General features: G+C 71.1%; 20 protein-coding genes. 6 read left to right on the top strand and 14 right to left on the bottom strand.

The genetic code is table 11. From position 1 onward, the window contains the following. Nucleotides 1–239: 239 nt before the first annotated feature. From OV090_RS51390 to OV090_RS47550, 8 genes are all read right to left on the bottom strand, one after another. Nucleotides 240–2,381, bottom strand: coding sequence for a TlpA disulfide reductase family protein (locus OV090_RS51390; protein WP_267711738.1), 2,142 nt, complete (start codon nt 2,379–2,381; stop codon nt 240–242). An 85-nt stretch (nt 2,382–2,466) separates the two neighbouring features. Beyond that, a complete protein-coding gene (locus OV090_RS47580; RefSeq protein ID WP_267711737.1) occupies nt 2,467–2,967 on the bottom strand; it encodes a TM2 domain-containing protein in 501 nt (166 codons plus the stop codon). Beyond that, nucleotides 2,964–3,533 (bottom strand): hypothetical protein, encoded by a 570-nt coding sequence (locus OV090_RS47575; protein WP_267711736.1) that lies wholly within the window; start codon nt 3,531–3,533, stop codon nt 2,964–2,966. The genes OV090_RS47580 and OV090_RS47575 overlap by 4 nt, the downstream gene beginning before the upstream one ends. A gap of 82 nt (nt 3,534–3,615) precedes the next feature. Further along, nucleotides 3,616–4,164 (bottom strand): hypothetical protein, encoded by a 549-nt coding sequence (locus OV090_RS47570; RefSeq protein ID WP_267711735.1) that lies wholly within the window; start codon nt 4,162–4,164, stop codon nt 3,616–3,618. Nucleotides 4,165–4,350: 186 nt separating this feature from the next. Then, nucleotides 4,351–5,526: a hypothetical protein gene (locus OV090_RS47565; protein WP_267711734.1), complete on the bottom strand. Its 1,176-nt coding sequence runs from the start codon at nt 5,524–5,526 to the stop codon at nt 4,351–4,353. A 59-nt stretch (nt 5,527–5,585) separates the two neighbouring features. After that, nucleotides 5,586–7,142, bottom strand: coding sequence for a TolC family protein (locus OV090_RS47560; RefSeq protein WP_267711733.1), 1,557 nt, complete (start codon nt 7,140–7,142; stop codon nt 5,586–5,588). Nucleotides 7,143–7,292: 150 nt separating this feature from the next. Continuing rightward, complete coding sequence (locus OV090_RS47555) at nt 7,293–10,397, bottom strand: efflux RND transporter permease subunit (RefSeq protein WP_267711732.1); 3,105 nt, start codon at nt 10,395–10,397, stop codon at nt 7,293–7,295. After that, the gene (locus tag OV090_RS47550; RefSeq protein ID WP_267711731.1) at nt 10,394–11,401 is read right to left on the bottom strand and encodes an efflux RND transporter periplasmic adaptor subunit; all 1,008 of its coding nucleotides are present in this window, start codon (nt 11,399–11,401) and stop codon (nt 10,394–10,396) included. The genes OV090_RS47555 and OV090_RS47550 overlap by 4 nt, the downstream gene beginning before the upstream one ends. A gap of 430 nt (nt 11,402–11,831) precedes the next feature. Here OV090_RS47550 and OV090_RS47545 point away from each other — a divergent pair, with 430 nt between their 5' ends. Continuing rightward, nucleotides 11,832–12,422, top strand: coding sequence for a helix-turn-helix domain-containing protein (locus OV090_RS47545; protein ID WP_267711730.1), 591 nt, complete (start codon nt 11,832–11,834; stop codon nt 12,420–12,422). A gap of 39 nt (nt 12,423–12,461) precedes the next feature. Here OV090_RS47545 and OV090_RS47540 read toward each other — a convergent pair whose 3' ends face one another. After that, nucleotides 12,462–13,292: a hypothetical protein gene (locus tag OV090_RS47540; protein ID WP_267711729.1), complete on the bottom strand. Its 831-nt coding sequence runs from the start codon at nt 13,290–13,292 to the stop codon at nt 12,462–12,464. A gap of 218 nt (nt 13,293–13,510) precedes the next feature. Here OV090_RS47540 and OV090_RS47535 point away from each other — a divergent pair, with 218 nt between their 5' ends. The 3 genes from OV090_RS47535 to OV090_RS47525 are packed head-to-tail and all read left to right on the top strand — an operon-like array spanning nt 13,511 to nt 20,495. Further along, entirely contained in the window at nt 13,511–19,468 is a 5,958-nt protein-coding gene (locus tag OV090_RS47535; RefSeq protein ID WP_267711728.1) for an AAA family ATPase, read from the top strand. After that, the gene (locus tag OV090_RS47530; protein ID WP_267711727.1) at nt 19,468–20,127 is read left to right on the top strand and encodes a response regulator; all 660 of its coding nucleotides are present in this window, start codon (nt 19,468–19,470) and stop codon (nt 20,125–20,127) included. Before OV090_RS47535 ends, OV090_RS47530 begins: the two co-directional genes overlap by 1 nt. After that, the gene (locus OV090_RS47525) at nt 20,124–20,495 is read left to right on the top strand and encodes a response regulator (protein ID WP_267711726.1); all 372 of its coding nucleotides are present in this window, start codon (nt 20,124–20,126) and stop codon (nt 20,493–20,495) included. Before OV090_RS47530 ends, OV090_RS47525 begins: the two co-directional genes overlap by 4 nt. A 370-nt stretch (nt 20,496–20,865) precedes the next feature. Here OV090_RS47525 and OV090_RS47520 read toward each other — a convergent pair whose 3' ends face one another. The 3 genes from OV090_RS47520 to OV090_RS47510 all read right to left on the bottom strand — a co-directional run bounded on the left by OV090_RS47520 (nt 20,866) and on the right by OV090_RS47510 (nt 22,902). Continuing rightward, entirely contained in the window at nt 20,866–21,171 is a 306-nt protein-coding gene (locus tag OV090_RS47520; RefSeq protein ID WP_267711725.1) for a hypothetical protein, read from the bottom strand. Nucleotides 21,172–21,305: 134 nt separating this feature from the next. Further along, a complete protein-coding gene (locus OV090_RS47515) occupies nt 21,306–21,746 on the bottom strand; it encodes a hypothetical protein (RefSeq protein ID WP_267711724.1) in 441 nt (146 codons plus the stop codon). A gap of 223 nt (nt 21,747–21,969) precedes the next feature. Next, a complete protein-coding gene (locus OV090_RS47510; RefSeq protein ID WP_267711722.1) occupies nt 21,970–22,902 on the bottom strand; it encodes a LysR family transcriptional regulator in 933 nt (310 codons plus the stop codon). Between the two features lie 214 nt (nt 22,903–23,116). Between OV090_RS47510 and OV090_RS47505 the strand changes: the two genes are divergently transcribed. After that, a complete protein-coding gene (locus tag OV090_RS47505; RefSeq protein WP_267711721.1) occupies nt 23,117–23,584 on the top strand; it encodes a MarR family winged helix-turn-helix transcriptional regulator in 468 nt (155 codons plus the stop codon). Between the two features lie 19 nt (nt 23,585–23,603). Continuing rightward, nucleotides 23,604–24,395 carry a nuclear transport factor 2 family protein gene (locus tag OV090_RS47500; RefSeq protein WP_267711720.1) on the top strand — a complete coding sequence of 264 codons (792 nt, stop codon included), beginning with the start codon at nt 23,604–23,606 and terminating at the stop codon, nt 24,393–24,395. A gap of 10 nt (nt 24,396–24,405) precedes the next feature. On the opposite strand, the gene OV090_RS47495 is transcribed toward OV090_RS47500, so the two are convergent. Beyond that, nucleotides 24,406–25,584 carry a VCBS repeat-containing protein gene (locus tag OV090_RS47495; RefSeq protein WP_267711719.1) on the bottom strand — a complete coding sequence of 393 codons (1,179 nt, stop codon included), beginning with the start codon at nt 25,582–25,584 and terminating at the stop codon, nt 24,406–24,408. 94 nt (nt 25,585–25,678) lie between these two features. Next, nucleotides 25,679–26,446: a hypothetical protein gene (locus tag OV090_RS47490; protein ID WP_267711718.1), complete on the bottom strand. Its 768-nt coding sequence runs from the start codon at nt 26,444–26,446 to the stop codon at nt 25,679–25,681. Nucleotides 26,447–26,463 lie beyond the last annotated feature (17 nt).

Here is a 26,463-nt window from a genome sequence, read left to right as displayed (position 1 = left end):
GTCGGCCGCGGCGCGCGTGTACGCCCGGACACCCGTCGCAGTGCACATTCGCGGGCGCCTGCCGCCCCGATGACGAGGACCGCGCTCTCCGCAGCGGCGGGGGCGGCGCGAGGTTACGGGCGCGTCACGAGCGAGGCGTGGGGCCGCGAGGGACGCGAGCTACGCGCGCTGCGAATCGAGAATGTCGACATTCGGCCCGCGAATGCGCAGCGCTGCAAGTGCCACGATTGAGGCGACCTTCAGCCGCGCAGCGACTCGATGCGCCAGCCGAACTCCTCGCGCAGGTTCTCGGACGCGCCGGGCAGCGTGTAGGCGAGCCGGCCCTCGCGGTCGAGCACCCAGAAGGTCGGGAACACCTCGACCCCGGCCTTCTGGCAGAAGCCGCCGTCGAGAAGCACCGGGAAGCGGTGCTTGTGCTCGCGCATCCACCGGGCGACCTCGGTCTTCTCGCCGCCGTAGTGGATCGTCAAGATCTCGACGTCGCGGTCGCGGGCGTAGTCCTCGATCAGCTTTTCGAAAGCGGGCAGCTCGTCGATGCACGGCTTGCAGGTGGTGAACCAGAACTTGATCACCGCGATCTTGCCGCGCAGCGCATCGTTCGTGATCATGGCGCCGTCGAGGCGCTCGAGCGCGAAGGCCGGCGCAGGCGCGGGTGAGGCGGCCCTGGCGGCGATCACCTTGGCGCGCCGGAGCTCTTTGGCGCGCGCGCGGATCTTGTCGAGGTACTTTTCGTAGCCTCGGAGGTCGCCGTGCTCCTCGCGGTAGATCTGCGCGAGCATCAGCTTGCACGGATTGGCGCGCTGGAAGAGCTCCAGCTCGAAGCCGGCGGCGAGGTAGCCCTCGGCGGCGTCCATGTCGCCGCGCCCGCGCGCGAGGGCGGCCAGGCGCGCGAGGCTCTCCGGGTAGCCGGGGCTCACCTCCTGCGATTGCAGGAGCGCCGCCTCGGCCTCGGCGGATCGACCGGTGGCCAGGAGCACCACGCCGAGCGCGTCGTAGTTCACGCCGAACATGTCGCGCCGGATGATGTCGCGCATCTCGTCGGGCATACCGGCGGCCGCGAGCTCGGCGACGAGCCGGTCGAACGCGGCGGGCCCCTCGCGCACCAGCGCCTCGGCGCGCGCAAGGTGGACGCCGCGTTCGGCCAGCGCGATCGGCCCGTGCGAGTGCGGGCTGTTGAGGTCGATGCGGCCGGCGAGGCGCATGAACTCGACGGCCGCGAGCAGATCGTCGGCCGAGGCGGCCGGGTCGGCGCGCAGGAGTTCGAAGCGCAGCAGGGCGACCTCCTCGCGCAGCGACGGATCGTGCAGCCGCGGGCGCGCGAGGAAGGCGTCGATCGCGGGCCGCTGCTCGGGCTTCGGTTTGCCGTCGGGGCCGAGCCCGGCGGCGATCCGGCGGTACAGCAGCAGCTCGTGCGCGGGGCTGGCCTCGAACTCGGCGGCGATCCGGCGCTCGAGGTCGTCGGCGCGCTCGAGCTGGCCGTGCTCGCGGAGCGCGTCGGCGGCGGCCAGCAGGGCCGACGGCTGCTGCCCGCGCAGCGCGAGCAAGGCGTCGATGTCCTGCACGATCGCCTCGCGCCGCTCGTCGTCGCTGCGCTCGGGCGCGGCGCGCAGCAGCTTCCACCGCTGTTGGCGCAGCCGCACCGAGCCCGGCGAGGCCTCGACGGCCTTGGCGATCCACGTCAGCGCGTCGGCGGGGCGCTCGGCCTGCGCGAGCGCCTGCGCGGTGGCGAGGGCCACCTCGATCGCGGCGACGCCCTGGATCTTCTCGGCCTCGGCGAGGGCCGCGGGGAGCTGGTCGCGCGCGCGCTGCAGCAGCCCGCGCGCGCGCGCCGGCTGCAGCACCTCGGGGTGCGCGTCCGCCAGCGCCATCGCGTCGTCGGTGCGCTCGAAGCCGAGGAGGCCGCGCGCGCGCAGGCGGAGGATGTCGGGGTGATCGTCCAGCCGGGGCGTGAGGGCCTCGGTGGCGAGCAGCGCGGCGCGGTCCGGGGTCTCGGGATCGACGAGCCCGATGGCGACGCGGGCGAACTCCGCCCAGGGATCGTCGGGCCGCTCGGTCCGCAGCTGCTCGGCGAGAGCCTCGGCCTCGAGTCGCCGGCCGCTGTCGGCCACGCAGGCGAGGGTCCACGCGCGCAGCCGGCCGTCGTCGGGGCGCCCGCGCAGCAGCGCCTCGCCCTCGGCGACGCACGCCTCGGGGTCGAAGGCGAACGCCAGGTCGCGCACGCGATCGGCAGCGGCGGGATCTTCCGGCGGCGATGGCTCCGCCGGCGGAGCCGCGACGGCCGGCGCGACCTCGGCGGTGGCCGGGCGCTCTCGCGGCTGCGTGCAGGCGCAGACGAGCGCGACGAACAGGACTGCTCGAGAGACGCGGACGGGGTCGGCCACGAATGCGACAGTAACAAGTGATTCGGCCGCTGTCGTGCTCGGGCGTTCTACGGTGTCGCCGCCACACCCCGCAGGACGGCGACGACTAGCGCGCCAGCCGAGAGTTGAAGCGCACGTCGAACTCGCGCTCGCTGGACAGCACCAGCATCAGCGTCTCGATCATGCTGAGGACCAGCGGGATGAAGGTCCAACAGAACAGCAGATACGCGATGCCCATGCCGGTCTGGCCGAGGTAGAACTTGTGCACGCCGAGGCCGCCGAGGAAGAAGGCGAGGAGCGCGGCGACCCACTTGTTGCGATCGGCGACCCGCACCAGCGCGCCGGCGGTCGGGCCCTGCTGGGTCATCGTGTTGGTGTTCTGGACGACGATGTTGATCGGCTGCGGATAGGCCTGGCCGGGGTACATCGCGCCTTGCATCGGCATCGGCCCGCCGGCGACGACCTGCGGGTGACCGGGCGGAGGATAGAACTGCGGCTGCTGGCCGATGCCCGGCTGGACCGCGCCCCCGGTGGTGGGGTCGAACATCGGCGGGGTGGCGAGCGGCGCGTGCGAACGCGGGGGCGGGAGGAGCGATGGTTGATTCATGGGCGGTGGTCCTGAGCGAGGGATGCGGGGCGGACGGCGAGAGAGAACTGGAGGAGGCCGGTGTCGAGGTCGACGTCGGCGTGGACGTGGCCGCTGCGGCTCATCTCGGTGAGCGCGGCCTCGGCCTCGGCCAGCGAGAGGCGCAGCGCGTGGGCGACGTCGGCGACCGTCAGCGGGCCGCGCACACGCGCGGCGAGGGCGAGGATCTGCTGCTCGCGCGCAGTGTCGAGCGAGCGCTGGCTGCCGCGCGAGAGCACGTGGAGCACGCCGGCGGCGACCCACAGGGCGGCGGCGATCGCCACTCCTGGCAGGTACAACAGACCCGGCAGCGACAGGCTGCTGACGAGGGCGATCCACGACAGCAGGACGACGCTGCCGAGCACTGCCACCGCGATCACGACGAGCCGGCCGTGCGTCGCCAGGCCGCGCTGGACCAGGCCGCGCGTGCGCGGGTCGGCGAGGCGCGCCGGCTGGACGGGCTCTCGCCGGGCCGGCGCGGCCTGGTGGACGCGGATGCCGTTGGGACCCCCGAGCGAGAGGGTGGTCGCGTGGTCGTGATCGTGCATGGAGACGTCGAGTCCTGGGGCGGGCAAGGCGATGGACGGGGCCGCGAACGCGTCGCGGCGGGCTGGCGCGAGCGGGGCGCGGTCACTTCGGCTCGACGCGCTTGATCCCGCCGTGGCGCGAGCAGCAGCCGGAGCCGGACTCCGTGCAGGTCGGCGAGAGCGTGCCGTCGTTGCACTCGATCTTGGGCTTGATGCCGGTCAGCGCGCAGTAGGAGCCGGCGACGCCGATGGCGGTGATCAGCGCGGCGGTGAGGAGCGGCGGGACTGTGAAGTGCCCGCGACGCACCGGCCTGGGCGGAGCGGGCGGCGGCCGGCCCGACGCGGCCATCGCCGCGTCGAAGATCGACTGGAGCTTGTCGATCTCCGGCTGGCGCCACGGCCGATCGTTCGTCAGCTGCTTCCAGAACTCCGGCACCGGACAGCCGGAGTGGCGCTGGATCAGCGTGCAGAGGTTCGCCGCGTACTCCTGCGCCGGCACCCGCTCGTCCGGGAGCTTCGTCCCCGCCTCCGCGAGCAGGGTCAGCTCGACCAGCGTGCGCATCTCCTGATTGTTGTAGGCGTCGATCAGGTAGTCGCGCAGCGCCTGCCAGGCGCCGGCGTTGGTGGTGGGGGAGCTCCGAGGCGTGGTCATGACGGATGCATGGCCGGCGAGACGAACGCGACCTCGAGAGGTAGTGCTCGCCCGCGGCGCATCCGGTCATGCGGACGCAAAAATTTTCGGGCCGTGCGAACGCCGTCACGGACGAACTGCGAGACGCGTTTCAGCGGGTCCTGGCTGGGATGTCGGACGATTGTCGACACCCCGCGGGCGCCGACCTCACAGCGTGTTCAGGGTGTACGACGTCTGCTCGAGCGTCGACAGCTTCTCGCGCAACTCGTCGGCGATCGCGTCGACCGTCGATTCGGGCAGCTCGCCCTCGACGGTCATCTGCAGCTCGAAGCCGTCGCGGACGAAGCGGACGACCACGCCGTCGACGCGGATGCGGGTGGTGTTGAACGAGTCGTCCTCGTCGGCCATGACTTCGTGGGCGACCGACGGCCGGAACAGCCGGTCGGCGAGGTCGAGGTCGGGCGGGCTGCCGTACGCCTTCGTCAACTTTTCGAGCTCCTCCGCCAGCTCCTTGGCCCAGCCGACCTGGCGATACCAGCAGGCCTGGCCGAGCTCCCACAGGCGGTTGCGCTCGCCGTCGCTGCGGCGGAATTCGCGGCGCGGCCAGCGGCGGTCGGTGAGCCGCTGCCACTCCCAGGTGTCGAGATCGAGGCGCCAGTCGTCGATGTTCTCGACGATCGACTGACGTTCGCCGCGGTCGAGCTCGCCGCGCTGCACCACGATCGCCCGGCCGTCGTCCGACAGCGTCGCGGTGTGTTTGAAAATCCACCCGGGCGGGGTGCCGCTGGTGGGGATCGTGGAGATAGCGAAGGTCTCGAGGTCGAGCGCGAGCACCGGCGTGTGGCCGTACTTGCGCTCGCCGGTGTAACCGATGCTGCCGATGAGGATGATGCGGTCGCCCACCAGCGTCGCCGAGTGAGAGTCGGTCGGTGGGAAGACGTCGCGCGGGTAGCCGTAGATGTCGACGCGGCCGTCAGGGTGGCGCACGATCACGTCGTTGTAGATGTAGAAGTCGGGGTCGTAGTAATCCTCGTGCTCGCCGGCGATCTGGATGAGCCGACCGTCGGGCAGCTCGGTGCTGCTGCAACCGAAGCGTTCGAAGCACCAGCCGGGGCCGGCGCCGAGGGCCGAGGGGCCGTCGAAGCGCTGGTTGGCGGCCCAGGCGTTGACGCCGGCTCGCACGATCCACACCCACACCGGATTGGTCATTCGCTCCGGGTTGGCGGTGCCGGGACGCGGCGAGCGCCACTCGAGGAACTCCTCGCGGCCGAAGGTCGGCTCGGGCGGGGGCTCGGGTTCGACGTCGTCGTCCTCGTCGTCCTCGACTTCGGTCGCCTCGGTCGCCTCGGTCTCGATCGGGTCGTCGTCGGTGCGGGTCGTCATCGGCTCGCACTGATTCTTAGCACGACCGGCCGGCTCGCCGCGGGCGCTGTCGCCCGGGCTCACTTGGGGTTCAGGCGGCCGGTGGCGTACAGCAGGCGGGTCGTGGCGACGTGGAGGTCGATGCGCGAGTTGACGGCGCGCAGGGCTGCCTGGACCTGCTCGCCCTCGGCGGCGATGATCTCGTTGGTCGTCGCCGCGCCGAGCTTGTAGTTCTCGCTGGCCACGCGGTAGGCCTCGACGGACGAGGCGAGGCCGCGGGTGCTGAGCTCGATGGCCGCGAGGGCGCGCTCGCGGTCGTGGTAGGCCTGGGCGACCTCCATGGCGATCGCGCGCCGCATCAGCTCGGCCTGCAGCACGAGCTCGCGCTTGTTGGTCTTGAGCTCGCGGACCTGGGCCTTGGTGCGCAGGCTCTGGTTGATCGTGTAGCTGAGCTGCACGCCGACCGACCACGACGCTCGCCACACCGGCGACAGCGGGAAGAACCGCTGGTTGGGGTTGGCGTACAGGGCGTCGGCGAAGGCGTCGAGGCGCGGGTAGTAGCCGGCCCGGGTGGCGCGGATGTTCTGGTGCGTGCCGTCGACGGCGCGCTCGAGCGAGCGGACCTCGAGGCGCTGGGCCTGGGCCTCGGTGATCAGGTCGTCGACCGTCGGCAGCTCGCCGAGGTCGGGCGGCGGGGCGAGGATGTCCTCGCCGACGTCGTAGGCGCGGGTCGGCTCGTTCATCATGACCGCGAGATTGCGCTCGGCGACCTTGCGGAAGGCGCGGGCGTCGGCGATCGCGCTCTGCTGCGACGACACCAGGGCGTCGACGCGGAGCACGTCGGAGCGGGTCGCGGAGCCGGCGTTGAACAGGTTCTCGGCGTCGACGAGGCGCGACTGGGTCCGCTGCAGCGAGTCCTCGATCACGACCAGAGAGGCGACGCCGCGCAGCCAGTTGTAATAAGCCAGGCGGGCGTCGGTCTGGACCTTGACGCGCTCGGCGTCGCGGGCGAACACCGCGGACTCGCGCGCGGCGAGGGTGCCCTTGCGGGCGGGCGCGAGGGAGAGGATGTAGTCGGAGATCGGGACCGAGAGGTTGGCCGACAGCGAGTAGGAGTTGAGGGGGATCTGGATCTTGAACGGCGGGGTGATGACGAGCGGCACGCCCTGGGGGTCGAGCGCGCACTGGCCCTGGCCGCCGGGGCAGTCGCCGACGGTGATCGGCGCGACGCCCTCGGAGGGGCCGTTGACGGCGGCCACGCTGGCGCCGCCGCCGAAGTTGATCGCGGCCTTCGACAGCCGCGAGTAGCTGGCCTTGACGCCGAGCGTCGGCAGGAAGCTGACGATCGCCTGGTCGACGCGGGCTGCCGCGCGCTCGATCGCCTCCTGCTTGATCTGCAGGGACGGCGAGGCGGCCACGGCTCGCTCGGCGACTGCGTCGTCGGTCAGGCCGCCGGCCACCGGCACGAGGCCCTTGCCGAGCGGGCTCTCGCGCAAGATCCGCTCGAGCTCGTCTGTGTCGACTGCGAGCGTATGAGAGGCGGCCGAGTCGGGGCTGGCGGCCCGGCGCGGGTCGGGCACGGCGTCGGACGGCGGGGCGGCGAGGGCGACCACGAACAGAGAGGCGATGGCGATCATGCGGCAGTGCTCGATCTGGCGCCGCCGCGCAGGGGCGGGCGCCGGAGTCCGAAGTGACAGTGAGGGTTTCTGTTTTTAAAAGGGGGTCGTCGCGGAGGGCGACGGCGGATGGCCCTCGGGACAAGCTGTCCCGAGGGCCATGTCATGGCGCTAGTCGAGCTTCTCGGCGGGGGCGTCGCCGAACAGCTTGCGGGCGATCCAGCGGGTCGAGCGGGCGGTCACCATGCGGTCGAACAGGAGGTACGAGACCGGGACGACGACGAGGGTGAGCACGGTCGAGGTGATCATGCCGCCGATGACGATGACTGCCATCGGCGCGCGGGCCTCACCGCCTTCGCCGAGGGCGAGGGCGACGGGGACCATGCCGAAGATGGTGGCGGCGGCGGTCATGACGATCGGGCGCAGGCGGACGCGGCCGGCGCTGACGAGGGCGGGGACGATCTCCTGGCCGCGCTTGCGCTCGTCGTTGGTGAAGTCGACCAGGAGGATCGCGGTCTTGGTGACGAGGCCCATCAGCATGATGAGACCGATGAACGAGAACACGTTGAGGGTCATGCCGGCGAGGTAGATCCCGCCGAAGGCGCCGATGACCGACAGCGGCAGCGAGATCATGATGACGACCGGCTGGACGAAGCTGTTGAACTGGGCGGCGAGGATCATGTAGACGAGCACGATCGCCAGGCCGAGCGCGAGGATCATCGCCTCGAACGACTCCTTCATCATCTCGGCGTTGCCGATGTAGCCGGTGTTGAGGTGGCCGGGGATGACGCGGGCGGCCGCCTCGTCGAGCAGCTGCTGCGCCTCGCCGAGGGTGGCGCCGCGCAGGTTGGCCAGCAGCAGCACCTGGCGCTGGCGGTTCTGCCGCTCGATCTCGCTGGGGCCCGACTCGCGCTCGATGCGGACCAGGCTGGCGAGGTCGATCATCTGCCCGGTGGTGGCGCGCACCTTGAGGTTGCTGAGCGCCTCGATCTGGGTCCGCTGGGCCTCCGGCATCTGCACGATCACGTCGTAGATGTCGGCGCCGTCCTTGAGGTCGGAGATGGTGTCGCCGGCCATCAGCGAGCGGATGGTGCGAGCGACCGAAGCGATCGGGACGCCGAGGTCGGCGGCCTTGTTGCGGTCGACGTGGACGGCGAGCTCGGGCTTGCCGCCGCGGAAGGTGATGTCGAGGTCGACGAACTTGCCGGTCTGGGCCAGCTCGTCGCGCAGGGCGGTGGCGGCGGCGGTGATCTCGGCGAGGTCGTTGCCGCGGATCGAGAACTGGATCGGCTGGCTGCGGCCGCCCTCGCCGCCCAGCGGGCTGATCTCGGCGACGGTGACCTGGACGCCCTCGATGCCGAGCATGCGGTCGCGGACCCATTGCATGGCGTCGCGCTGGCCGAAGCCGCGGTCGTGGCGGCCGATGAGGATGACCTGGATCTCCGCCTTGTTGACCTGGGCCTGCTGGCCGCCGCCGATGGTGGTGAAGGTGGTCTTGACGCCGGGCAGGTGCTCGCGCAGGTCGGCGGCGACGGCCTCGGCGGTGTTGATGGTCGCCTCGAGGCCGGTGCCGGTCGGCAGCTCGACCTGGACCGCGAACTGCGAGCGGTCCTGGCTCGGCATGAACTCGCCGGGCACGCGGGTGACGAGGGCGACCGAGCCGACCAGCGAGAGGATCGCCAGCAGCACGGTGGTCCACGGCCAGCGCAGGGCCCAGCCGAGCACGGCGGTGTAGAAGCGCTCGAACACGCCGAAGGCGGCGTTGAAGGCGCGGGCGAACCACCCGGGCTGGTGCTCGTGGCCGTGGCGCATCAGCACCGACGACAGCATCGGCGTCAGGGTGAAGGAGACCAGCATCGACAGCAGGACGGCGACCGAGACGGTGATGCCGAACTGGAAGAAGAAGCGGCCGATGATGCCCTTCATGAAGGCGACGGGCACGAACACCGCGACCAGCGAGAGGGTGGTGGCGATGACCGCGAGGCCGATCTCCGACGTCGCGTCGAGGGCGGCGCGCATGCGGCCCTTGCCCATCTCGAGGTGGCGGTAGATGTTCTCGATGACGACGATCGCGTCGTCGACCAGGATGCCGATCGACAGCGACAGCGCCAGCATCGAGATGTTGTTGAAGGTGAACCCCAGGTAGCTCATGAACGCGAAGGTCGCGACGATGCTGGTGGGGATCGCCACCGCGGCGATGAAGGTCGCGCGGAAGTCGTGGAGGAAGATGAGGATCAGGAGGACGGTCAGCGCCGCGCCGAGAGCGAGGTCGAACTGCACGTCGTGGATCGCGTGCTCGGTGAACACCGAGTTGTCGGTCGGGATCGCCGCGGTGATGCCGTGCTTGGTCAGCAGCGGCTCCATCTCGACCAGCTCCTCGCGGATGCGGTCGGCCAGGGCGACGACGTTGGCGCCGCTCTGCTTGCGGACGATCAGGCCGATGGCGGCGTTGCCGTCGAGGTAGGAGGCGGAGCGGGCGTCCTCGACGTCGTCGAGGACCTCGGCGCAGTCCTTGACGCGGATCGCGGCGCCGCCGACCCCGACGATGACGATGTCGCCGATCTCCGCGGCGCTCTTGATCTCGCCCTTCGTCTTGATCGTGAGCTCGTTGCCGCCGCTCTTGATGTAGCCGGCCGGCAGCTCGAGGTTGCCGGCCTTGATCGCGTTGATGACGTCGTCGACGGTGAGGCCGAAGCCGGTCATGCGCGCGGGGTTGACGAGGACCTTGATCTCGCGCTCGCGGCCGCCGATGACGTCGACGATGCCGACGCCGGGGATCTGCTGGATGCGCTGCTTGACCTCGTCCTTGGCGATCCGCGTCAGCTCGCCGATCGCCAGGTCGCCGGCGAGGGCGACCGAGAGCACGGGGGTGGCGCCGACGTCGAGCTTCTGCACCGTCGGCGGGTCGATGCCGGTCGGCAGCTCGCGCTCGATCGCGGCGACCTTGTCGCGGACGTCCTGCACGGCCTGGTCGCCGTTGACCTCGAGCTCGAACTCGAGGATCACGGCGGTGACGCCCTCGTAGTTGCGCGAGGTCATGCGCTTGACGCCGCTCAGCGACTGCAGCGCCTCCTCGATCGGGTCGGCGACCTTGGACTCCATGGTCGCAGGGTCGGCGCCGGGATAGACGACGGTGGTCGTCACGACCGGGAACTCGACGCTGGGGAACATCTCGACCCCGATGCGCGGCAGCGCGTAGAGGCCGAACACCATGAGCGCGGCGATCAGCATCGCCGCGAACACGGGCTGTTTGATCGATACTTCGGCGAGCTTCACAGCGGGCCCCCCGCGGCGGACGACCGCTTGCGCTTGGCGCTGGCCACTGGCCCACCCTTGGGAGCCTTGTCGGCCGCGGCCGGGGCGACCGCGACGGGGACGGCGGCGGCCTCGGGCGCGGCCAGCTCGACCTCGACGTACATGCCGGGGCGCAGCAGGTTGTCGGCGTTGTCGACGTCGGCGACGATCTCGATCGTGCGCGTCTGCGCGTCGACGGTCGGCTGGATGCGCACGACGGTGGCGCTGCGGGCCAGCTCGAGCGCGCTGAAGTGGGCGGTGATCGTCTGACCCTCGCGGATGGTCTTGAGCGCGGTCTCGGGGATGCGCGCGCGCAGCTCGATGACCGACTGGTCCTGCACGACCATCACGACGGTCGGCGGCATCATCGTCACCGACTCGCCGACGTTCTTGAGCTTCTTGGTGACGACGCCGTCGATCGGCGAGGAGACGGTCGAGTCGCCGCTGTTGCGCTTGGCCATCGACAGGGCGACCTCGGCCTGGGTGATGCCGTTGCTGGCGGCCGTGAAGGCGTGCTCGGCCCGCTCGAGCACCGCGGGCGAGATGCTGCCGCTCTGGGCCAGTTTGCGCTGGCGCTCGAGCTCGCGCTCGGCGTTGTCGCGGCTGATCGAGGCGGCCTGCAGGGAGGTCTCGGCCTGGGCGATGCCAAGGCGGCTGGCGCGGGCGTCGAGGCGGAACAGCAATTGGCCCTTCTTGACCCGCTCGCCCTCCTCCACCATCACGTCGACGAGGGTGCCGCTCATGCGCGGGCTGAGGTCGGCGCTGTGCTTCGGCAGGGCGGTGGAGACGTAGCGGCCGGCGGCGCTGGCGACGGCCGGACCGGCGGCGACGCCCTGCTCGGGCCGCGGCGGCGGACCCGGGACCTTGGGCGCGTCAGCCCCGTCGGCCGCCCGCGCGGGCGGCAGCCCGATCTTCGGCTGGTCGCCGCTGTCACACGCGAATGGAAGGAACAGCGCCGCCCCGAGCAGCAGGCGCGAGAGATGCACGGATGTCATGGTGCTGGCCGCCTCAATTGGTGAATCGCTACGATTGTCCGCGCGCGTATCATTCGCGCGCCCACGATTGCATCGACCAGGGCCTTATCATCACAGGTGATGACAATGTCCGGCGATTTCGGGCAGGCGCGAATCCGCGCCTTTGGAGGGACTTAGTTAGTGATTGCCCACGTTCTAACTCGGGCCCGGGGCGGGTGCAAGAAAAATAAATGAGCAATCACTTACTTTGAATTCTGCGGCCCAGGCGGGCCTGGGAGGCCGTTCGCTGCATGTGCGAAAGCGCGCCAGACTCCGCGGCGCCCGGGCCGACCCAGGCAGGGCGAGCGCGTCCACACGCACGGCGGCAGGCGCGCGGGCGTGAGCGACCGATGATTGACGAGGGTGGCGTGTTATTCAGAAGGTGGCACCCTCCAATCGGCCAATGCGACCGCGTTCCTTCAGCGACGAGGAGCTCCTCGACACCGCGCGCCGGTGCTTCCTCGAGCACGGCCCGAGCGTGTCGACGGACGTGATCGCCCAGGAGCTCGGCGTGTCGCAGGCGGCCCTGTTCAAGCGCTTCCGGACCAAGCAAGAGCTGATGGTGCGGGCGCTGATCCCCCGCACGCCGCCATGGGTCGCGGAGATCGAGCAAGGCCCCGACGCGCGGCCGGTGCTCGAGCAGATGCGCGAGCTGGCGGCCAAGATCGACGCGTTCCTGGTCCAGCAACTCCCGTGCATCTCGGTGCTGTCGGCGGCCAAGACCCACCCGGCGAAGGTGCTCAACTGGGAGAAGGAAGGCTGGCCCGGGATGCCGGCCCATCGCGCGATGGTCGGGTGGTTCGCCCGACTGGCGGAGCAGGGCCGGATCGTCGCGCCCTCGCCGGCCGCGCTCGCCACCGCGTTCAGCTCGAGCCTGCAGGTGCCTCACTTCATGAAGCACGCCCTCGGCTCGGCCGCTCCCGAGCTCGGCGATGATTATCGCGATCGCGTGGTCGAAGTGTTCTGGCGCGGCATCGAGCCGCGCGCGGTCTGAATCTACGGACATGTCCTTGTGGACATGCTTGAAGGGACATCATGATCGCGGCGCGCGGCGGACGTACCAGGGCCGCTCGCTCCACGACGAGGCGACCGCGCCGACGATCGCCAAGCCCGAGACGAGCATGACCCAGAAGTAGACGTCGAATTGCAGCGAAGGCGGCGGCGCGGCGGCCACGAGCCAGGCCACTGCGGCGTAGCAGACGTCGAGGTAGAGCACGAGGCCGAGCGCGAGGAGGACCAGGAGGATCGCGCAGCGGCCGAAGTGTTCGTCGGCCCGCCGCTCGAGGGCGCCGCTCAACGCCTCGGTCGAGAGCACGAGTCGACGGTGCGGCGGCGCAGAGAGCACGAAAGCCTCGGCGCCGCGATACGGGTCGCCGCCTCGCGGATCGCCGCTGACGCGCAGAACTCCGCGGACGAACACGGGCTCGTTCACGGACAGCTGCGCGACCCGCTGTCTGCGCGCCTCGCGGGACCACTCGACGGGGTCGAGGGCGTCGAGAAGCAGCGGGGCCGCGCCGGGCTCGACGTGCACTGCGATGCCGCTGGCGAGGCGCAGGACGAACGGGCGCGCGGTGATCGTCCGGCTGACCTCGCGCCAGTCGGTGCCGTCGCGCTGCTCCTCGATGACGACCTCGACCGGCGCGGCGCCGCCGTCGGAGACCTCGACAGTGCCGGCGAGCGCGGCCGGTCCGCTCGCCAGCGGCGCCATCGCCGGATTCAGCGATGCCTTCTCGAGCGCCGCCTGGCGCCGCAGCCGCCGCGACAGGGCCCAGAACACGAGCGCGGGGATCAGCAGGGCGAGCGCGGTGCCGCCGACGCTGCCGATCGCCGCCGCTCCGGTGATCTCGCCGACGCCACGAGCCATGCCGATCGACGATACCGCCGGGCGGGCCACCTGCGCGACCGGAGCCCGAATCACGCATCGGCGGACGGCTACCCGACCAAGGTCGGGTTTCATGAAGGAGTCGGGGTCCGTCGCCCTCGGGTTAGACTCCGGGTCGCCCGGAGATCGCGCTCTCGCGGGCCACCAACATGGCAGCAGCAACCACGCTCGAGAGTCCTGGGGGAGCCGGCGGCGAGCCGATGCCCGTCGATGTGGATCGCCTGCAGCGGCTGTGGGAGGACGGCGAGGTCGTGCTGTCGCGCGGGGTCCGCCGCGGCGACGGAGCGGCCGTCCTGGTCGCGCTCGGGCCGGTCGTTCGCCTCGAGCACGAGCACGCGCTGCGGCAGGCGATCGAGCCGTCGTGGGGCGCGCAGCCGCTGGGCCTCGCGCGCGACGGCGGGCGGCTCGCGCTGGTCCTGCGCGACCCGGGCGGCGAGCTGCTGGAGCGCCTCGTCGGCCGCGCGTGGGACATGACTGCCTTCTTGCGGGTGGCGATCGGCCTCGGCATCGCCCTCGACCGCGTGCACGAGCGCGGCATCACCCACAAAGACCTGCGGCCGGCCAACATCCTCGTCGACGCCCGGGCCGGCGCGGTGTGGCTGACCGGCTTCGGCATCGCCTCGCTGTCGCTGCGCGAGCAGCAGAGCGCGGGCGGGCCGCGACCCGCGAGCGCTCTGGCGTACGTGGCCCCGGAGCAGACCGGTCGCATGAACCGGTCGATCGACGCGCGCAGCGACCTGTACTCGTTCGGGGTCACGCTCTATCAATTGCTCACCGGGGCGCTGCCGTTTTCCGCCACGGACCCGGCGGAGCTGCTGCACGGGCACCTGGCGCGCGAGCCGAGGCCGCCGCACGAGCTGCTGCCGGACATCCCGCGGCCGGTGTCGGCGATCGTCACCAAGCTGCTGGCGAAGGCGCCGGAGGACCGCTACCAGTCAGCGCGCGGGGTGCTCACCGACCTGCGGCGCTGCCTCGCGGAGTGGGAGTCGTTCGGCCGCGTCGAGCCGTTCCGCCTCGGCGCCCTGGACGTGTCGCGGCGGCTCCGCGTGCCGGAGAAGCTGTACGGCCGCGAGCGCGAGACCGACGCGCTGCTGGCGAGCTTCGCCCGCGTCGTGTCCGGCGGCGCCAAGGAGCTGGTGCTCGTCAGCGGTTATCCGGGCGCCGGCAAGTCGTCGCTGGTCGGCGAGCTGCGGCGCGAGCTGCTGCCGGCGCGGGCGCTGTTCGCCAGCGGCAAGGCCGACGAGTCGACCCGCGCCGTCCCGTACGCGCCGTTCGCCCACGGCTTCCGCACGGTGATGCGCGGGATCCTGGCCCAGAGCGAGGGCGAGGTCGGGCGCTGGCGCGAGTCGCTGCAGCGCGCTCTGGGGCCGCACGGCAAGCTGATGGTCGACCTCGTGCCCGAGCTGGCGCTCGTCGTCGGCGAGCAGGCGGCGGTCGCCGAGCTGGGCCCGGAGGAGGCGAACAACCGCTTCTACGCGGTGTTCCGCCGCTTCCTCGCGGTCCTCGCCACCGCCGAGCACCCGCTCGTGCTGTTCCTCGACGACCTGCAGTGGGCCGACGAGGCGACCCTGGCCCTGCTCGAGCACGTGGTCCGGCAGGATGAAGTGAAGCACCTGCTGGTGATCGGCGCTTATCGCGATCAGGAGTTCGGCGCCGACCACCCGCTGGCGCGGACGCTCGAGCGGATCACCGCCGCCGGCGCGACGCTGTGCGAGATCGCAGTGCCGCCGCTGCAGGTGCAGGACGTCGAGAAGATGTTCGCCGGGGCGCTGGGCTGCAGCCGCGAGCACGCGCGCCCGCTGGCGCGGCTCGTCTACGAGAAGACCAGCGGCAACCCGTTCTTCACCATCCAGTTCGTCACCGCGCTCTACGACGACGCGCTGATCGGCGTCGACCCGGCGAGCGGCAGCTGGACCTGGGATGTCGCGCGGATCCAGGCCCAGAACTTCACCGACAACGTCGTCGAGCTGATGCTGACGCGCTTCGGCGGGCTGCCCACTGCCACGCGCGAGGCGCTGAAGGACCTGGCCTGCCTCGGCCGCACGGCTTCGGCGCGGACCCTCGAGGAAGTCCACGGCGAGCACATCCACGCGGCGCTGGCGGAGGCGATCCGGTCGGGCCTGGTGTACCAGCTCGACGGCGCCTACACGTTCCTCCACGACCGCGTGCGCGAGGCCTCCTACGCGCTGCTCGGCGAGGCGGAGCGCGCGGTGGCCCACCGGCGGATCGCGCGGCGGCTGCTGGCCAGCACGCCGAGCGAGCGGCGCGAGGAGGCGGTGTTCGACATCGTCAACCAGTACAACGGCGGCGCGTCGCTGGTGGTCGACGACGAAGAGCGGCTGCTCTTGGCCGAGCTCGACCTGCTCGCGGGCAGGCGGGCCAAGGCCGCCAGCGCGTACGCCCAGGCGCTGAAGTACCTGACGCAGGCCCGCGCGCTGCTGCCGGCCGAGGCCTGGGAGCGGTGCCGGGCGCTGGCGTTCCCGATCGAGCTGGCGCTCGCGGAGTGCGAGTGGCTGAGCGGCGCGACTGATTCGGCCGAGGCGCGGCTGGCGTGGCTGGCGGCGCGCGTGAGCGACCCGATCGACCTGGCGGCGATCGTGTGCATGCAGATCCACCTGTACACGACCACCGATCGGTTCGACCGGGTGGTGCCGATCTGCCGCGATTACCTGCGCGGGGTCGACATCGTCCTGCCGGCCGCGCTGACGGACGACGAGGTGCGCGCGCACTACGAGGGCATGCGCGCGCGCATGGGTGAGCGCTCGATCGAGGCGTTGCTCGACCTGCCGCCGATGACCGACCCACAGCGCCGGGCAGTGATCGACGTGCTGTCGCTGTCGGCGACGCCGGCGTACTTCGTCGACAAGGACCTCTACGCGCTGCTCATCATCCACATCGTCCTGCTCAGCCTCGAGTACGGCAACACCGACGGCTCGGCGCTGGCCTTCTCGCTGCTGCCCAGCGTGATAGGTCCACGCTTCGCCGCGTACCGCGACGGCTACCGGTTCGGCCGGCTGAGCGCCGACCTGGTCGAGACGCGCGGGCTCGACCGCTACGCGGCGCGCGTGCTGATGGTGTTTGCGATCAACGTGATCCCGTGGACCAGCCACCTGCGGGCCTGCCACCCGATCATCAAGCGGGCCCGCGAGAAGGCGGTCGAGTGCGGCGACCCCTACGCGGCGTACTGCGGCGGGTTCGCGATCACCTTCCTCATGGCCGCGGGCACGCCGCTGGCCGAGGTGCAGCGCGAGGCCGAGAGCGCGCTGGGCGTGGCCCACCAGGCCGGCTCGGCGTTCGCGATGGAGCTGATCGGCGCCCAGCTCGACCTGATCCGGACGTTGCGGGCGCCGCTCGGCGGCGACGAGGCCCCCGAGCAGCGGCGCTTCAGCGACCCGTACGACTCGGGCGCGCTGCTCGCGGTGTTCCGGTGGGTCCGCGAGCTGCAGGGCTGCTTCCACCGCGAGCGCTACGAGGAGGCGGTGGCGGTGGCCGCCCGGGCGCGCGAGTGCCTCGACGTGGCGGCGCGGTTCTACGAGGAGGCCGAGTTCCACCTGTACTCCGCGCTGGCCCACGCGGCGGTCAGCGACGGGAGCGGCAAGGATGAGCACGTCGAGCGCGTGGCGGCGCACCACGCCCAGCTGGTCGGGTGGGCCGAGGAGTCGCCGCAGACGTTCGGCTGCCAGGCGGCGCTGGTCGAGGCGGAGCTGGCCCGCCTGCAGGGCCGCGAGCTGGCGGCGGAGCGCCTCTACGAGCAGGCGATCCTCCGCGCGCGCGAGGACGGCTTCGTGCAATTCGAGGCGGTCGCCAACGAGCTGGCGGGGCGCTTCTGGGAGCGCCGCGGGTTCGCCACGATCGCGGCGGCGTACACCCGCGAGGCGCAGGGCCTGTACGACCGCTGGGGCGCGCGCGGCAAGGTCGAGCTGCTGGCGCGGCGGCTGCGGGCCGGTCGCTCGCCGGTGTCGACCGGCGAGGCGCTGCTCGAGCGGCTCGACGTCGCGGCGGTGCTCCGCGCGTCGCAGGCGCTGTCGAGCGAGATCGTGCTCGAGCGCTTGATCGAGGCGTTGATGCGCACGACGGTCGAGAGCGCCGGGGCGACGCGCGGGGTGCTGGTGACCGTGGCGCGCGGCGAGCTCGAGGTCGCCGCGGCGGCGACGACCTGCGAGGACGGCGTGGCGGTGCAGCTGCGCGGCGCGGCGGCGCCGGCGGAGGAGCTGCCGGAGTCGGTGATTCAATACGTGGTGCGCACCCGCGACAGCGTGCTGCTCGACGACGCCCTGCAGGCGCACCCGTTCGCGGGCGACCCGTACATCGCCAGGCACCGCTGCCGGTCGCTCCTGTGCCTGCCGATCGCCAAGCAGTCGCAGCTGGTGGCGATCTTGCTGCTCGAGAACACGCTCACGCCGCACGCCTTCACGTCCGAGCGGATCGCGGTGCTCACGTTGCTGGCGTCACAGGCGGCGATCTCGCTGGAGAACGCGCGCCTCTACGCCGAGGTCGGCCGCTCCGAGGGCCGGCTGACGCGGATCATCGACACGATCCCGACGCTCGCGTGGTCGGCGGGGCCCGACGGCTCGGCGCTGTTCTTCAACCGCCAGTGGCTCGACTACACCGGCCTGTCGCTGCGCGAGGCGCAGGCGCAGCGCCACCCGAGCGCGACCCACCCCGACGACACGGAGGCGGCGCGCTCGCACTGGCAGCGGCTGGTGCACTCGGGCGAGCCGGGCTCGTTCGAGGCCCGCCTGCGCCGCGCCGACGGGGTCTATCGCTGGTTCTTGACGCGGGTGCAGCCGCTCTACGACGAGCAGGGGATCGTCGAGTGGTACGGCACCAGCACCGACATCGAGGACCGCAAGCAGGCCGAGATGGAGCTCGACTCGCGGGTCCGCTTCTGGTCGCTGCGCTCCTCGGTCTCGAGCCGGCTGGCGGCCGCGCCGACCGACCGCCTCGACGCGGAGATCGACAAGGCGCTGGCCGAGGTCGGCGGCTTCTTCGAGGTCGACAGCATCTTCATCTTCTGGTTCTCGCACACGGGCGCCCACGCGATCACCACCCACACGTGGGCCAAGTCCGGCGTGGCGCTGCCGCCGAACACGGTGACGATGTTCCCCGAGAGCGTCGACGAGATGCGCCGCGCCGAGGACGTGCCGGTCCACGACGTGAAGCTGATGCCGGAGCGCAAGCGCGAGGAGCAGCAGGCGCTGGCGGCGATGGGCATCAAGTCGGTGATCGGCCTGCCGCTGCTCGTCGGCGGGGTGACGATCGCGTCGCTCAACCTGGCGTGCACCTCGCGCTATCAACGATGGACCGACCAGATCCGCCAGCGCCTGCGGATCCTCAGCGAGGTGTTCGCCAACTCGCTGGCGCGGCGGCGGGCCGAGCTCGACCTCGAGCGCTCCGAGTCGGCGCTGCACCGGGCGCAGACCGACCTCGCCCACGTCACTCGCATCACCACGTTGGGCGAGCTGGCGGCGTCGATCGCCCACGAGATCAACCAGCCGCTGACCGCGATCATCGCCGAGGCGGCGGCGTCGACCAACTGGCTGTCGGCGCCGCAGCCGAAGCTCGACAACGTGCGCGAGTCGCTGGCGGCGATCGCCAGCGAGGGCAGCCGCGCCGGCGAGATCTTGCGGCGGATCCGGGCGCTGCTGTCGCGCTCGTCGATCGAGACCAACCCCTGCGACCTCACCGCAGTCGTCCACGGGGTGCTGCCGGTCGTGCGCCGCCAGCTGCTGCAGGCCGAGGTGGTGCTCGAGACGGCGCTGGAGCCGAACCTGCCGGCGGTCGTCGGCGACCAGGTTCAGCTGCAGCAAGTCGTCCTCAACCTGGTCCTCAACGCGAACGACGCGTCGCGCGACGTCGAACCCGGTCGTCGGCGCATCACAGTTCGTACGTTCGTCGAGTGGGGCGACGCCGAGGCGTCGGTCGTCGTCGAGGTCGAGGACTGCGGCGTCGGCATCGACAGCGTCGATCTGACCAACCTGTTCCAGCCGTTTTACACCACCAAGGTGCATGGCCTGGGGATGGGGCTGGCGATCAGCCGCTCGATCATCGAGCGCCACGGCGGGCGCCTGTGGGCCCGACCCAACCCGTCCGGCATCGGTGCTACATTCGGCTTCTCGCTCACGGCGATCTCACGCCTCTCCCAGCGGAGCTCCTGATGAACGCGACCTCGACCTCCTCTCCCGCGACCCCGAAAGTGTTCGTCGTCGACGACGACCCGTCCGTGCGCCTCAGCCTGAGCCGGCTGCTCGCGTCGGTCGACCTCGAGGTCGAGACGTTCTCGTGCGCCGAGAGCTTCCTGTCGGCCGACCGCTCCGACGCGCGCGGCTGCGCGGTGCTCGACGTCAAGCTGCCGCAGCTCGACGGCCTCGAGCTGCAGCGCCGTCTGGCCGACGCGCGGGTCGGGTTGCCGATCATCTTCCTCACCGGGCAGGGCGACATCCCGATGTCGGTGCGGGCGATGAAGGCGGGGGCGGTCGAGTTCATGACCAAGCCGTTCCAGCCGGCCGACCTGATCGCGGCGGTCCGCGACGCGATCGAGCGCGACCGGGTGGCCCGCATCGAGCGCGACGACCTGGCGGCGCTGACGGCCCGCTACGAGTCCCTCACGGCCCGCGAGCGCGAGGTGATGCGCGGGGTGGTGGCCGGCCAGCTGAACAAGCAGATCGCGGCGGAGTTCGGCACGCGCGAGGCGACGGTGAAGGAGCAGCGGGCGAAGGTGATGGAGAAGATGCGGGTCGGCTCGGTCGCCGAGCTGGTGCGCTTCGCCCTGCGCCTCGGCCACCTCGAAGCGGCCGACGAAGGACGATTGAAATGACCGACGAACGGCTGATTGCGATCGTCGACGACGACGCGTCGCTGCGCCGCTCGCTCGGCAACCTGCTGGGGTCGACGGGCTTCAACGTCGAGACGTTCGCGTCGGCCGAGGCGTTCCTGGCCGCCGGCAAGGTCGCGGCGATGGACGCGCTGGTCCTCGACGTGCGCATGCCGGGGATGAGCGGGGTCGACCTGCTGGTCGAGCTCGGCCGCCGCGCGTCGCGGCTGCCGGTGGTGGTCCTCACCGCGCACGGCGACGAGGACGTGCGCAAGCAGTGCTTCCGCGCCGGCGCGCTGGCGTTCCTGACCAAGCCGTTCCAGGCCAAGGACCTGCTCGACGCGATCCAGCGGGTCACGAGCGGCGAGTGACCCTCGCCGATCTGCGCGGTATGTGCATAGTCTCGCTGGCAGAAAGAATTGCGGGCCGGCCCCGCGAATGGCAACAGAGGCCGGCAATGATCGCGGCCTGCTCCTTCATGACGACCGCGTAGCACGGGGGCGTCCCGATGTCCGTGTGTCATCTTCGCGTCGCCGCTCGCGCCGCCGTGGTGCGTCGCACGAGCGCCGCGGTGCGACTCGATGTCGCGGCCTCGCCCGGGTCCTGCGAGACTCTGCTAGCGTCCTGACAGTGGACTTCTCTGCCGAAGCGCGTCAACCGCTGCTCCTGCTCGCGGCCTTCGTGGCGACCGCGATTGCGATCTTCCTGATGTTCGTGCAACCGAGCGGATGAATCGCGGGCTCACGCGCACCCGGTCTCGACCCGGCACTCCATGGTGACGAACTTGGGCCCGACGATCTCGACGATGCACTCGGGCACGTCCACGGTCTCGGGCCCGCCGGACTCCTCGACCTCGAGGTTCTCGTTGCACAGCGCCTCACACTCGTCCGTCGACAGCTCGCCGTCGTCCTCGGCCGCGTCATAATCGGCGCGCGGCACCACGACTTCCGGGCTGTAGTAGCAGGGCCCAGTCTCGGTGTTCTCGCCGAGGTGGTTGCAGGCGCCGAGCAGGAGCAGGAAGGAAACAAGCCAAGGTGTCTTCGACATGACGCTGGAGATAGCGGACGGACGCGGCCCGGCGGATCAGGGCGCTCGCGGCCGGCCCGCTCACGACGCGGATGTCGCTGGCGACCGTGACCACCATGACACCGGTGGAGTGGCGACGAGGGGCCGGTTCGCGCTCAGGCGTCCTCGCGGTTCAGGTTGTCGAGGCGGAAGAAGTTGCTGGGCTCGCCGCTGGCCTTGTGCTCCTGGTAGAGAAACACCAGCCGCCGCTCGTCGAACGGCTTGAACCACTCGTCCCACTCGATCTCCTCGAGGTTCTCGCCGCCGAAGCCCGGGAAGTCGAAGCGGAGCACGCCGGCGCGCCCGCCGTGCTCGGTGCTGCTCATCGTCGCCGGGTTCGCGCGCCGCTCCTCGGCCCAGCGGCAGATGACGTCGTGGTTGCGCGTGGCCAGGGTCTGGCCGGGCCGATCTTCGTGCTCGTCGATCGAGTGGATCCACTTCGCCCGCTGGGTCGAATTCGAGAGCCCCTCTCCTTCGTTTTCACCCGCGCCGGTCGCTCGCTCGCGCGAGTCTGCTTCGCGCCGCTCGCCACGTTCCTTGTCCCGCTTCGACGTCATGTGCGCTCCTTCGGCAGGTGGACCGCGGAGGTTCGTAGCATCGCCGCCCCCCCCGTCAAGCGAGCCTGGCGGGCGGGCGGGCGGAGCTTTGGCCGGCTCCGGCGCGAATGACGAGGCCGGCCGGCGCCGCGTGCGGGCGGGGAGCGGAGCGCCGCAGGTGGCGCACGACGCTGGTCGAGATGGAGGCGTGAACGAGGCTGGTCGGCTGCTACCGTGGATGGCTTTACGGACATGTCGCAAAGGACGTGTCCGAAAACCTCCCCAGGTCGTCGGCGAACAGCGCCTCGACCCAATCGACGAACACGCGCAGCTTGGCGCTCAGGTGGCGGTTCTGCGGGTACGCGAGGTAGAGCGGGTGGGGCGGGCGCTGCCAGTCGGTCAGCACGGGGACGAGCTCGCCGCGCTCGAGGTGGCGGTGAGCCATGCACTCGAGGACCTGGAGGACGCCGAGGCCGGCCACGCCGGCGGCGAGGTGCGGGTTGCTGTCGTTGAGGGCGAGGCGGCAGCGGCCCTTGATGGCGAGCGTCTCGTCGCCATTTTCGAAATGCAGCACCATCGGTCGGCCGGTCCGCGGGGGCACGTAAGCGACGACGAAGTGGTCGCCGTCGAGGTCGCGCGGGTGCTGCGGCGCGCCGTGGCGCTCGAGGTAACCGGGGGAGGCGCAGGTGACCCAGCGGAGCGCGCCGAGCTTGCGCGACACGTGGGCCAGGTCGTACGCGGTGCCGCGGATGACACAGTCGATGTTGTCGGAGATCGTTTCAGCGACGTGGTCGCTGGCCTCGAGCTCGAGCTCGATGTCGGGGTAGAGCGCGTAGAACCGCGACAGCGCCGGTAGGAGGAGCATGCTGGCGGTGATGCCGCTGAGGTCGACCCGGAGCTTGCCGCGCGGACGCTTGTGCGCGCTGCTCAGCGTCGCCTCGATGTCCTCCAGCTCGCCGAGCAGGCGGCCGGTCTGCTCATAATAGGCGGCCCCGTCGGCCGTCACCGTGACCCGCCGCGTGGTCCGCTCGAGCAGCTGCACCCGCAGCCGCGCCTCCAACCCCTGCACCAACTTGGTCACCGTGGCCTTCGGCAGCTGCAGCGCCGCCGCCGCCTTGGTGAAACTGCCGGCCTCGACGACGCGCGTGAAGACCCGGATCGCCAACAGCTGATCCATTCCCTGGAGCTTCTCCCGACGGCGATTATTCCCGAACGGGAACAGCAAAGCCATACGGACGGAGTTCGTCCCCCCGTGAGGGGCCCATGGCCCGGCGAACTCAGCCGGAGAGGCGGGCGCGCCGCCGCCAGTCCCTGCGGTTTCGCGCGTCGCGACGGGGACTATACCCGAAGTCCTTGACATTAGTTTCCGAGGAAACTAGTATCATCTTGCGATGACGACAGGCGGGCAGGAGGAGGTCAGCGGGCTCGAGGCGCACCTCGGATATTGGCTGCGGCTGGTATCCAACCAGGTCTCGCACGCCTTTCGGCTCAAGGTCGAGGCGGAAGGCGTGAGCGTGTCCGAGTGGGTGGTGCTGCGCGAGTTGTACCGCCTCGGGACCGGGTCGCCGGGGTCTCTCGTAAAATCCCTGGGTATGACAAAGGGGGCGGTGTCGAAGCTGATCGACCGCCTCGAGGAGAAGGGCCTGGCGATCCGCTCGCCGTCCGAGGTCGATCGCCGGCACCAGGCGGTGGCCCTGACGGCGGCCGGGCAGGCCCTGGTGCCGCGCCTGGCCCACCTGGCCGACGCCAACGACCACGAGTTCTTCGGCCACTTGCCGCCCCCGGTCCGCGACGAGCTGCTGCGCGTGCTGCAGCAGCTCGCGCGGACCCATCACCTCACGAGCGCCCCGATCGACTGAGGGGCCAGGAGCGCGAGACATGACGAATCAGAGCGCGAACTATCAGACGATCGAGGACTGCGCCCGCCAGTCACACGCGGGCACCATCGACTTCGGGACAGTGGTCGAGCGGCTGATCGTGGCCGGGGTCGAGTCGTATCACGTCGATTACCGCGCGGGCCGGTCGACGTATTACACGACCGACGACCAGGTCCACACGTTCGCGCTGGAGCTGCGGGAGCCGGCGATCGCCGACGCATTCGACGGCGCCGCGGTCCAGGCCGCAGTGCGCGGGGCCCAGCAAGGCGAGGTGAAATACCCCGAGTTCGTCCGCCGCACCCGCGCCGCCGGCTGCGTCGGCTACGACGTGTGGATCTCGGGCAGGCAGGTGGTGTACCACGGCCGCCGCGGCGAGCAGCACATCGAGTGGATGCCGGGCGCGACGCCCGGGCGCGACAACGTCGAGGTGGTGAAGCAGGTGTACGCGGCGTACGCCCGGCGCGACCTGGCGGCGGCGCTGGCCCTGTACGCGCCCGACGTGCAGATCGATCAATCCCGGGAGGTGCCTTGGGGCGATCACTACGAGGGCGAGGCGGGGCTGCGCGAGTTCTTCGCCCGCCTCCTGCGCTCGGTCGATTCGACGCTGGCGCTCGAGCGCTTCATCGACGCCGGCGATCACGTGGTCGCCCTCGGCCGCTCGCGCGGGACCGAGAAGGCGCACGGCCGAAGCTTCGACGTGCCCATCGCCCACGTGTGGCAGATCCGCGACGGCAAGGTCGCGGGCGTCTATTATCATATCGACAATCCGACGATGCTCGCCGCGCTGGGCTGAGCGCCTCGTTTCATAGCAGCGAGGACGCGAGGTAGACCTCGACGCGCGGCGGGTAGCCGGCGGCGTGGGCGACGAGGTCGGCACGGCCGTCGCCGTCGACGTCGCCGAGCTCGAAGCGGAGGAAATTGAAGCCGTCGCGGGCCATCGCGGGGCTCCAGCCGTCGGGCGTGGCGAGGTAGAACTGGAAGCGCCAGGCGTTGTTCGGGATGTCGGTGGCGGCGTCGGCCCGGCCGTCGCCGTCGATGTCGCCGAGGTCGAGCCACGCGAGGTTGAAGACTTCGGTGATCTCGGGCTCGCCGAAGCCGCCTGCGCCGTCGCCGGGATGGACGCGGAGCTGCGGCGGGGAGCCGGTGCCGGCGGTGACGAGGTCGAGGTGGCCGTCGCCCGTGACGTCGCCGCTGCGCAGCAGGGCGTAGGCCCACGGGCTGGCCTCGAAGACAGGCGCGTCGGCGATGCCGTCAGCGGTGCCGGGCCACACCTGCAGCCACGGGGAGGGGCTCTCGCCCCGGCCGATGAGGAGATCGGCGTGGCCGTCGCCGGTCAGGTCGCCGGCGTGCATGAGGTCGAACTCGAACAGCTCGGTGGTGGCGAGCTCGGCAAGGCCGAGGTCTTCGCCGCCGGCGTACACCGTGACGCGCGGAGGGCTACCTGTCCCATGGGCCAGGACGTCCGCGCGGCCGTCCCCGGTGATGTCGGCGACGACGAATTGAGAGAAGGTGAAGAGCGCGGTGTCGACTGCGGCGTCACGATCGAAGGTGCCGTCGCCGCGGCCCGGGTAGACAGTGATCCGCGGCGGCGCACCCGTGCCGGAGGTGACGAGGTCGAGGCGGCCGTCGCCGTCGACGTCGCCGAGGTCCATGGCCTCGAAGTCCCACACCTCGGTGACGACTGGTTCGAGTGAGGGGTCGTCGTCGCCGGTGAGGTCGGGGCCGCTCGGATCGGGCGGGTCGTCGCCTGTATCGTCAGGGCCGCTCGAGGGGTCGCCGGTGGTCGGGGCGCCAGGGGTGGTGGAATCTGCAGCGGTGGTGGAGTCCTGCGCGCTCGTGGCCGGATCGCCGTCGCTCGTGGCGGCGGTGCCGGGCGCGGCGGTGCTCGCGTCGGTAGCGGTGGGATCGGGCGAGAGCGGGAAGATGCAGCCGGCGCAAGCGACGGGCAGCACCGCGGCGACGCGACAGAGGCGGCGTATCACGGGACGTAAGCGTGGCACGCCGAACCGGCGCTCGCAAACCGGCCGGAGCGCCGGATGACATGTCCAAAGAGACATGTAGATTCGTTTTGAAATTTTAGAAGTAGAAGGTGAGGCCGAGCTGACCGCCGGCGGCCATCATCGCTCGCGCGACCACCTGCACCGATTGACGGGTGATGTCGGGGCCGATGGCGAACACGCCCTGACCGTAGAGGCTGACGCGATCGGCGAGGTAGTACTCGATGCCGAGGATCGGCCCGACGGAGAGGTTGACGAGCCAGTTGTCGGGGCCGGGGGCGTCGATGTAGTGGACGTGCAGGAAGGCGCCGGTGTACGGGGCGATCCGCCGCCACACGCGAAAGCCCTTGAGCACGGCGATCGAGCCGCTGACGCCGGCGGAGATCTCGGGGCGAGTGGTGCCCTCGCGCGTGCGGTGAGTGATGCCCGCGCCGAACGAGAACGGCAGGACGAAGCGCTTGAAGACGCGACGGACGCCGATCTCGGTGAACATCAGGCCGTCGGCCAGCGGCTGATCGCCGTGGCCCGCGACCGACAGCGGACCGAGGCCGCCGAAGATGAAGGTCATGCCCCAGTTGCCCGGGGCAGCCCGCACGACCGGCTGAGTGTCGGGCGGCTTGCCTTCGACCGGGGCGGGGGCCGGTGCGCTCGGTGAGGACGGAGCTGCGGTCGGCGTAGCGGGCTCGGCCGTGACTGTTTGAGAGCTGTCCTGAGAGACAGGTGGATCGGCGGTGGACGGCTCGGCGGCCGGCTGCCAGGCCGCGACCGCGGAGTCGGGGGAGGCAGGGGTCGCGGCTTCGGGGGGAGCGCTGGAGAGCGCGAGCGCCAGGAGGGGGAGAAAGGCCATTGAACCGATGTTACCGA

The sequence above is a fragment of the Nannocystis sp. RBIL2 genome, from assembly GCF_026626745.1.
Taxonomy (GTDB): Bacteria; Myxococcota_A; Polyangia; order Nannocystales; family Nannocystaceae; genus Nannocystis.
Note: the sequence above shows the minus strand (reverse complement) of the source record. Positions and strands in the feature narration are given on the sequence as shown.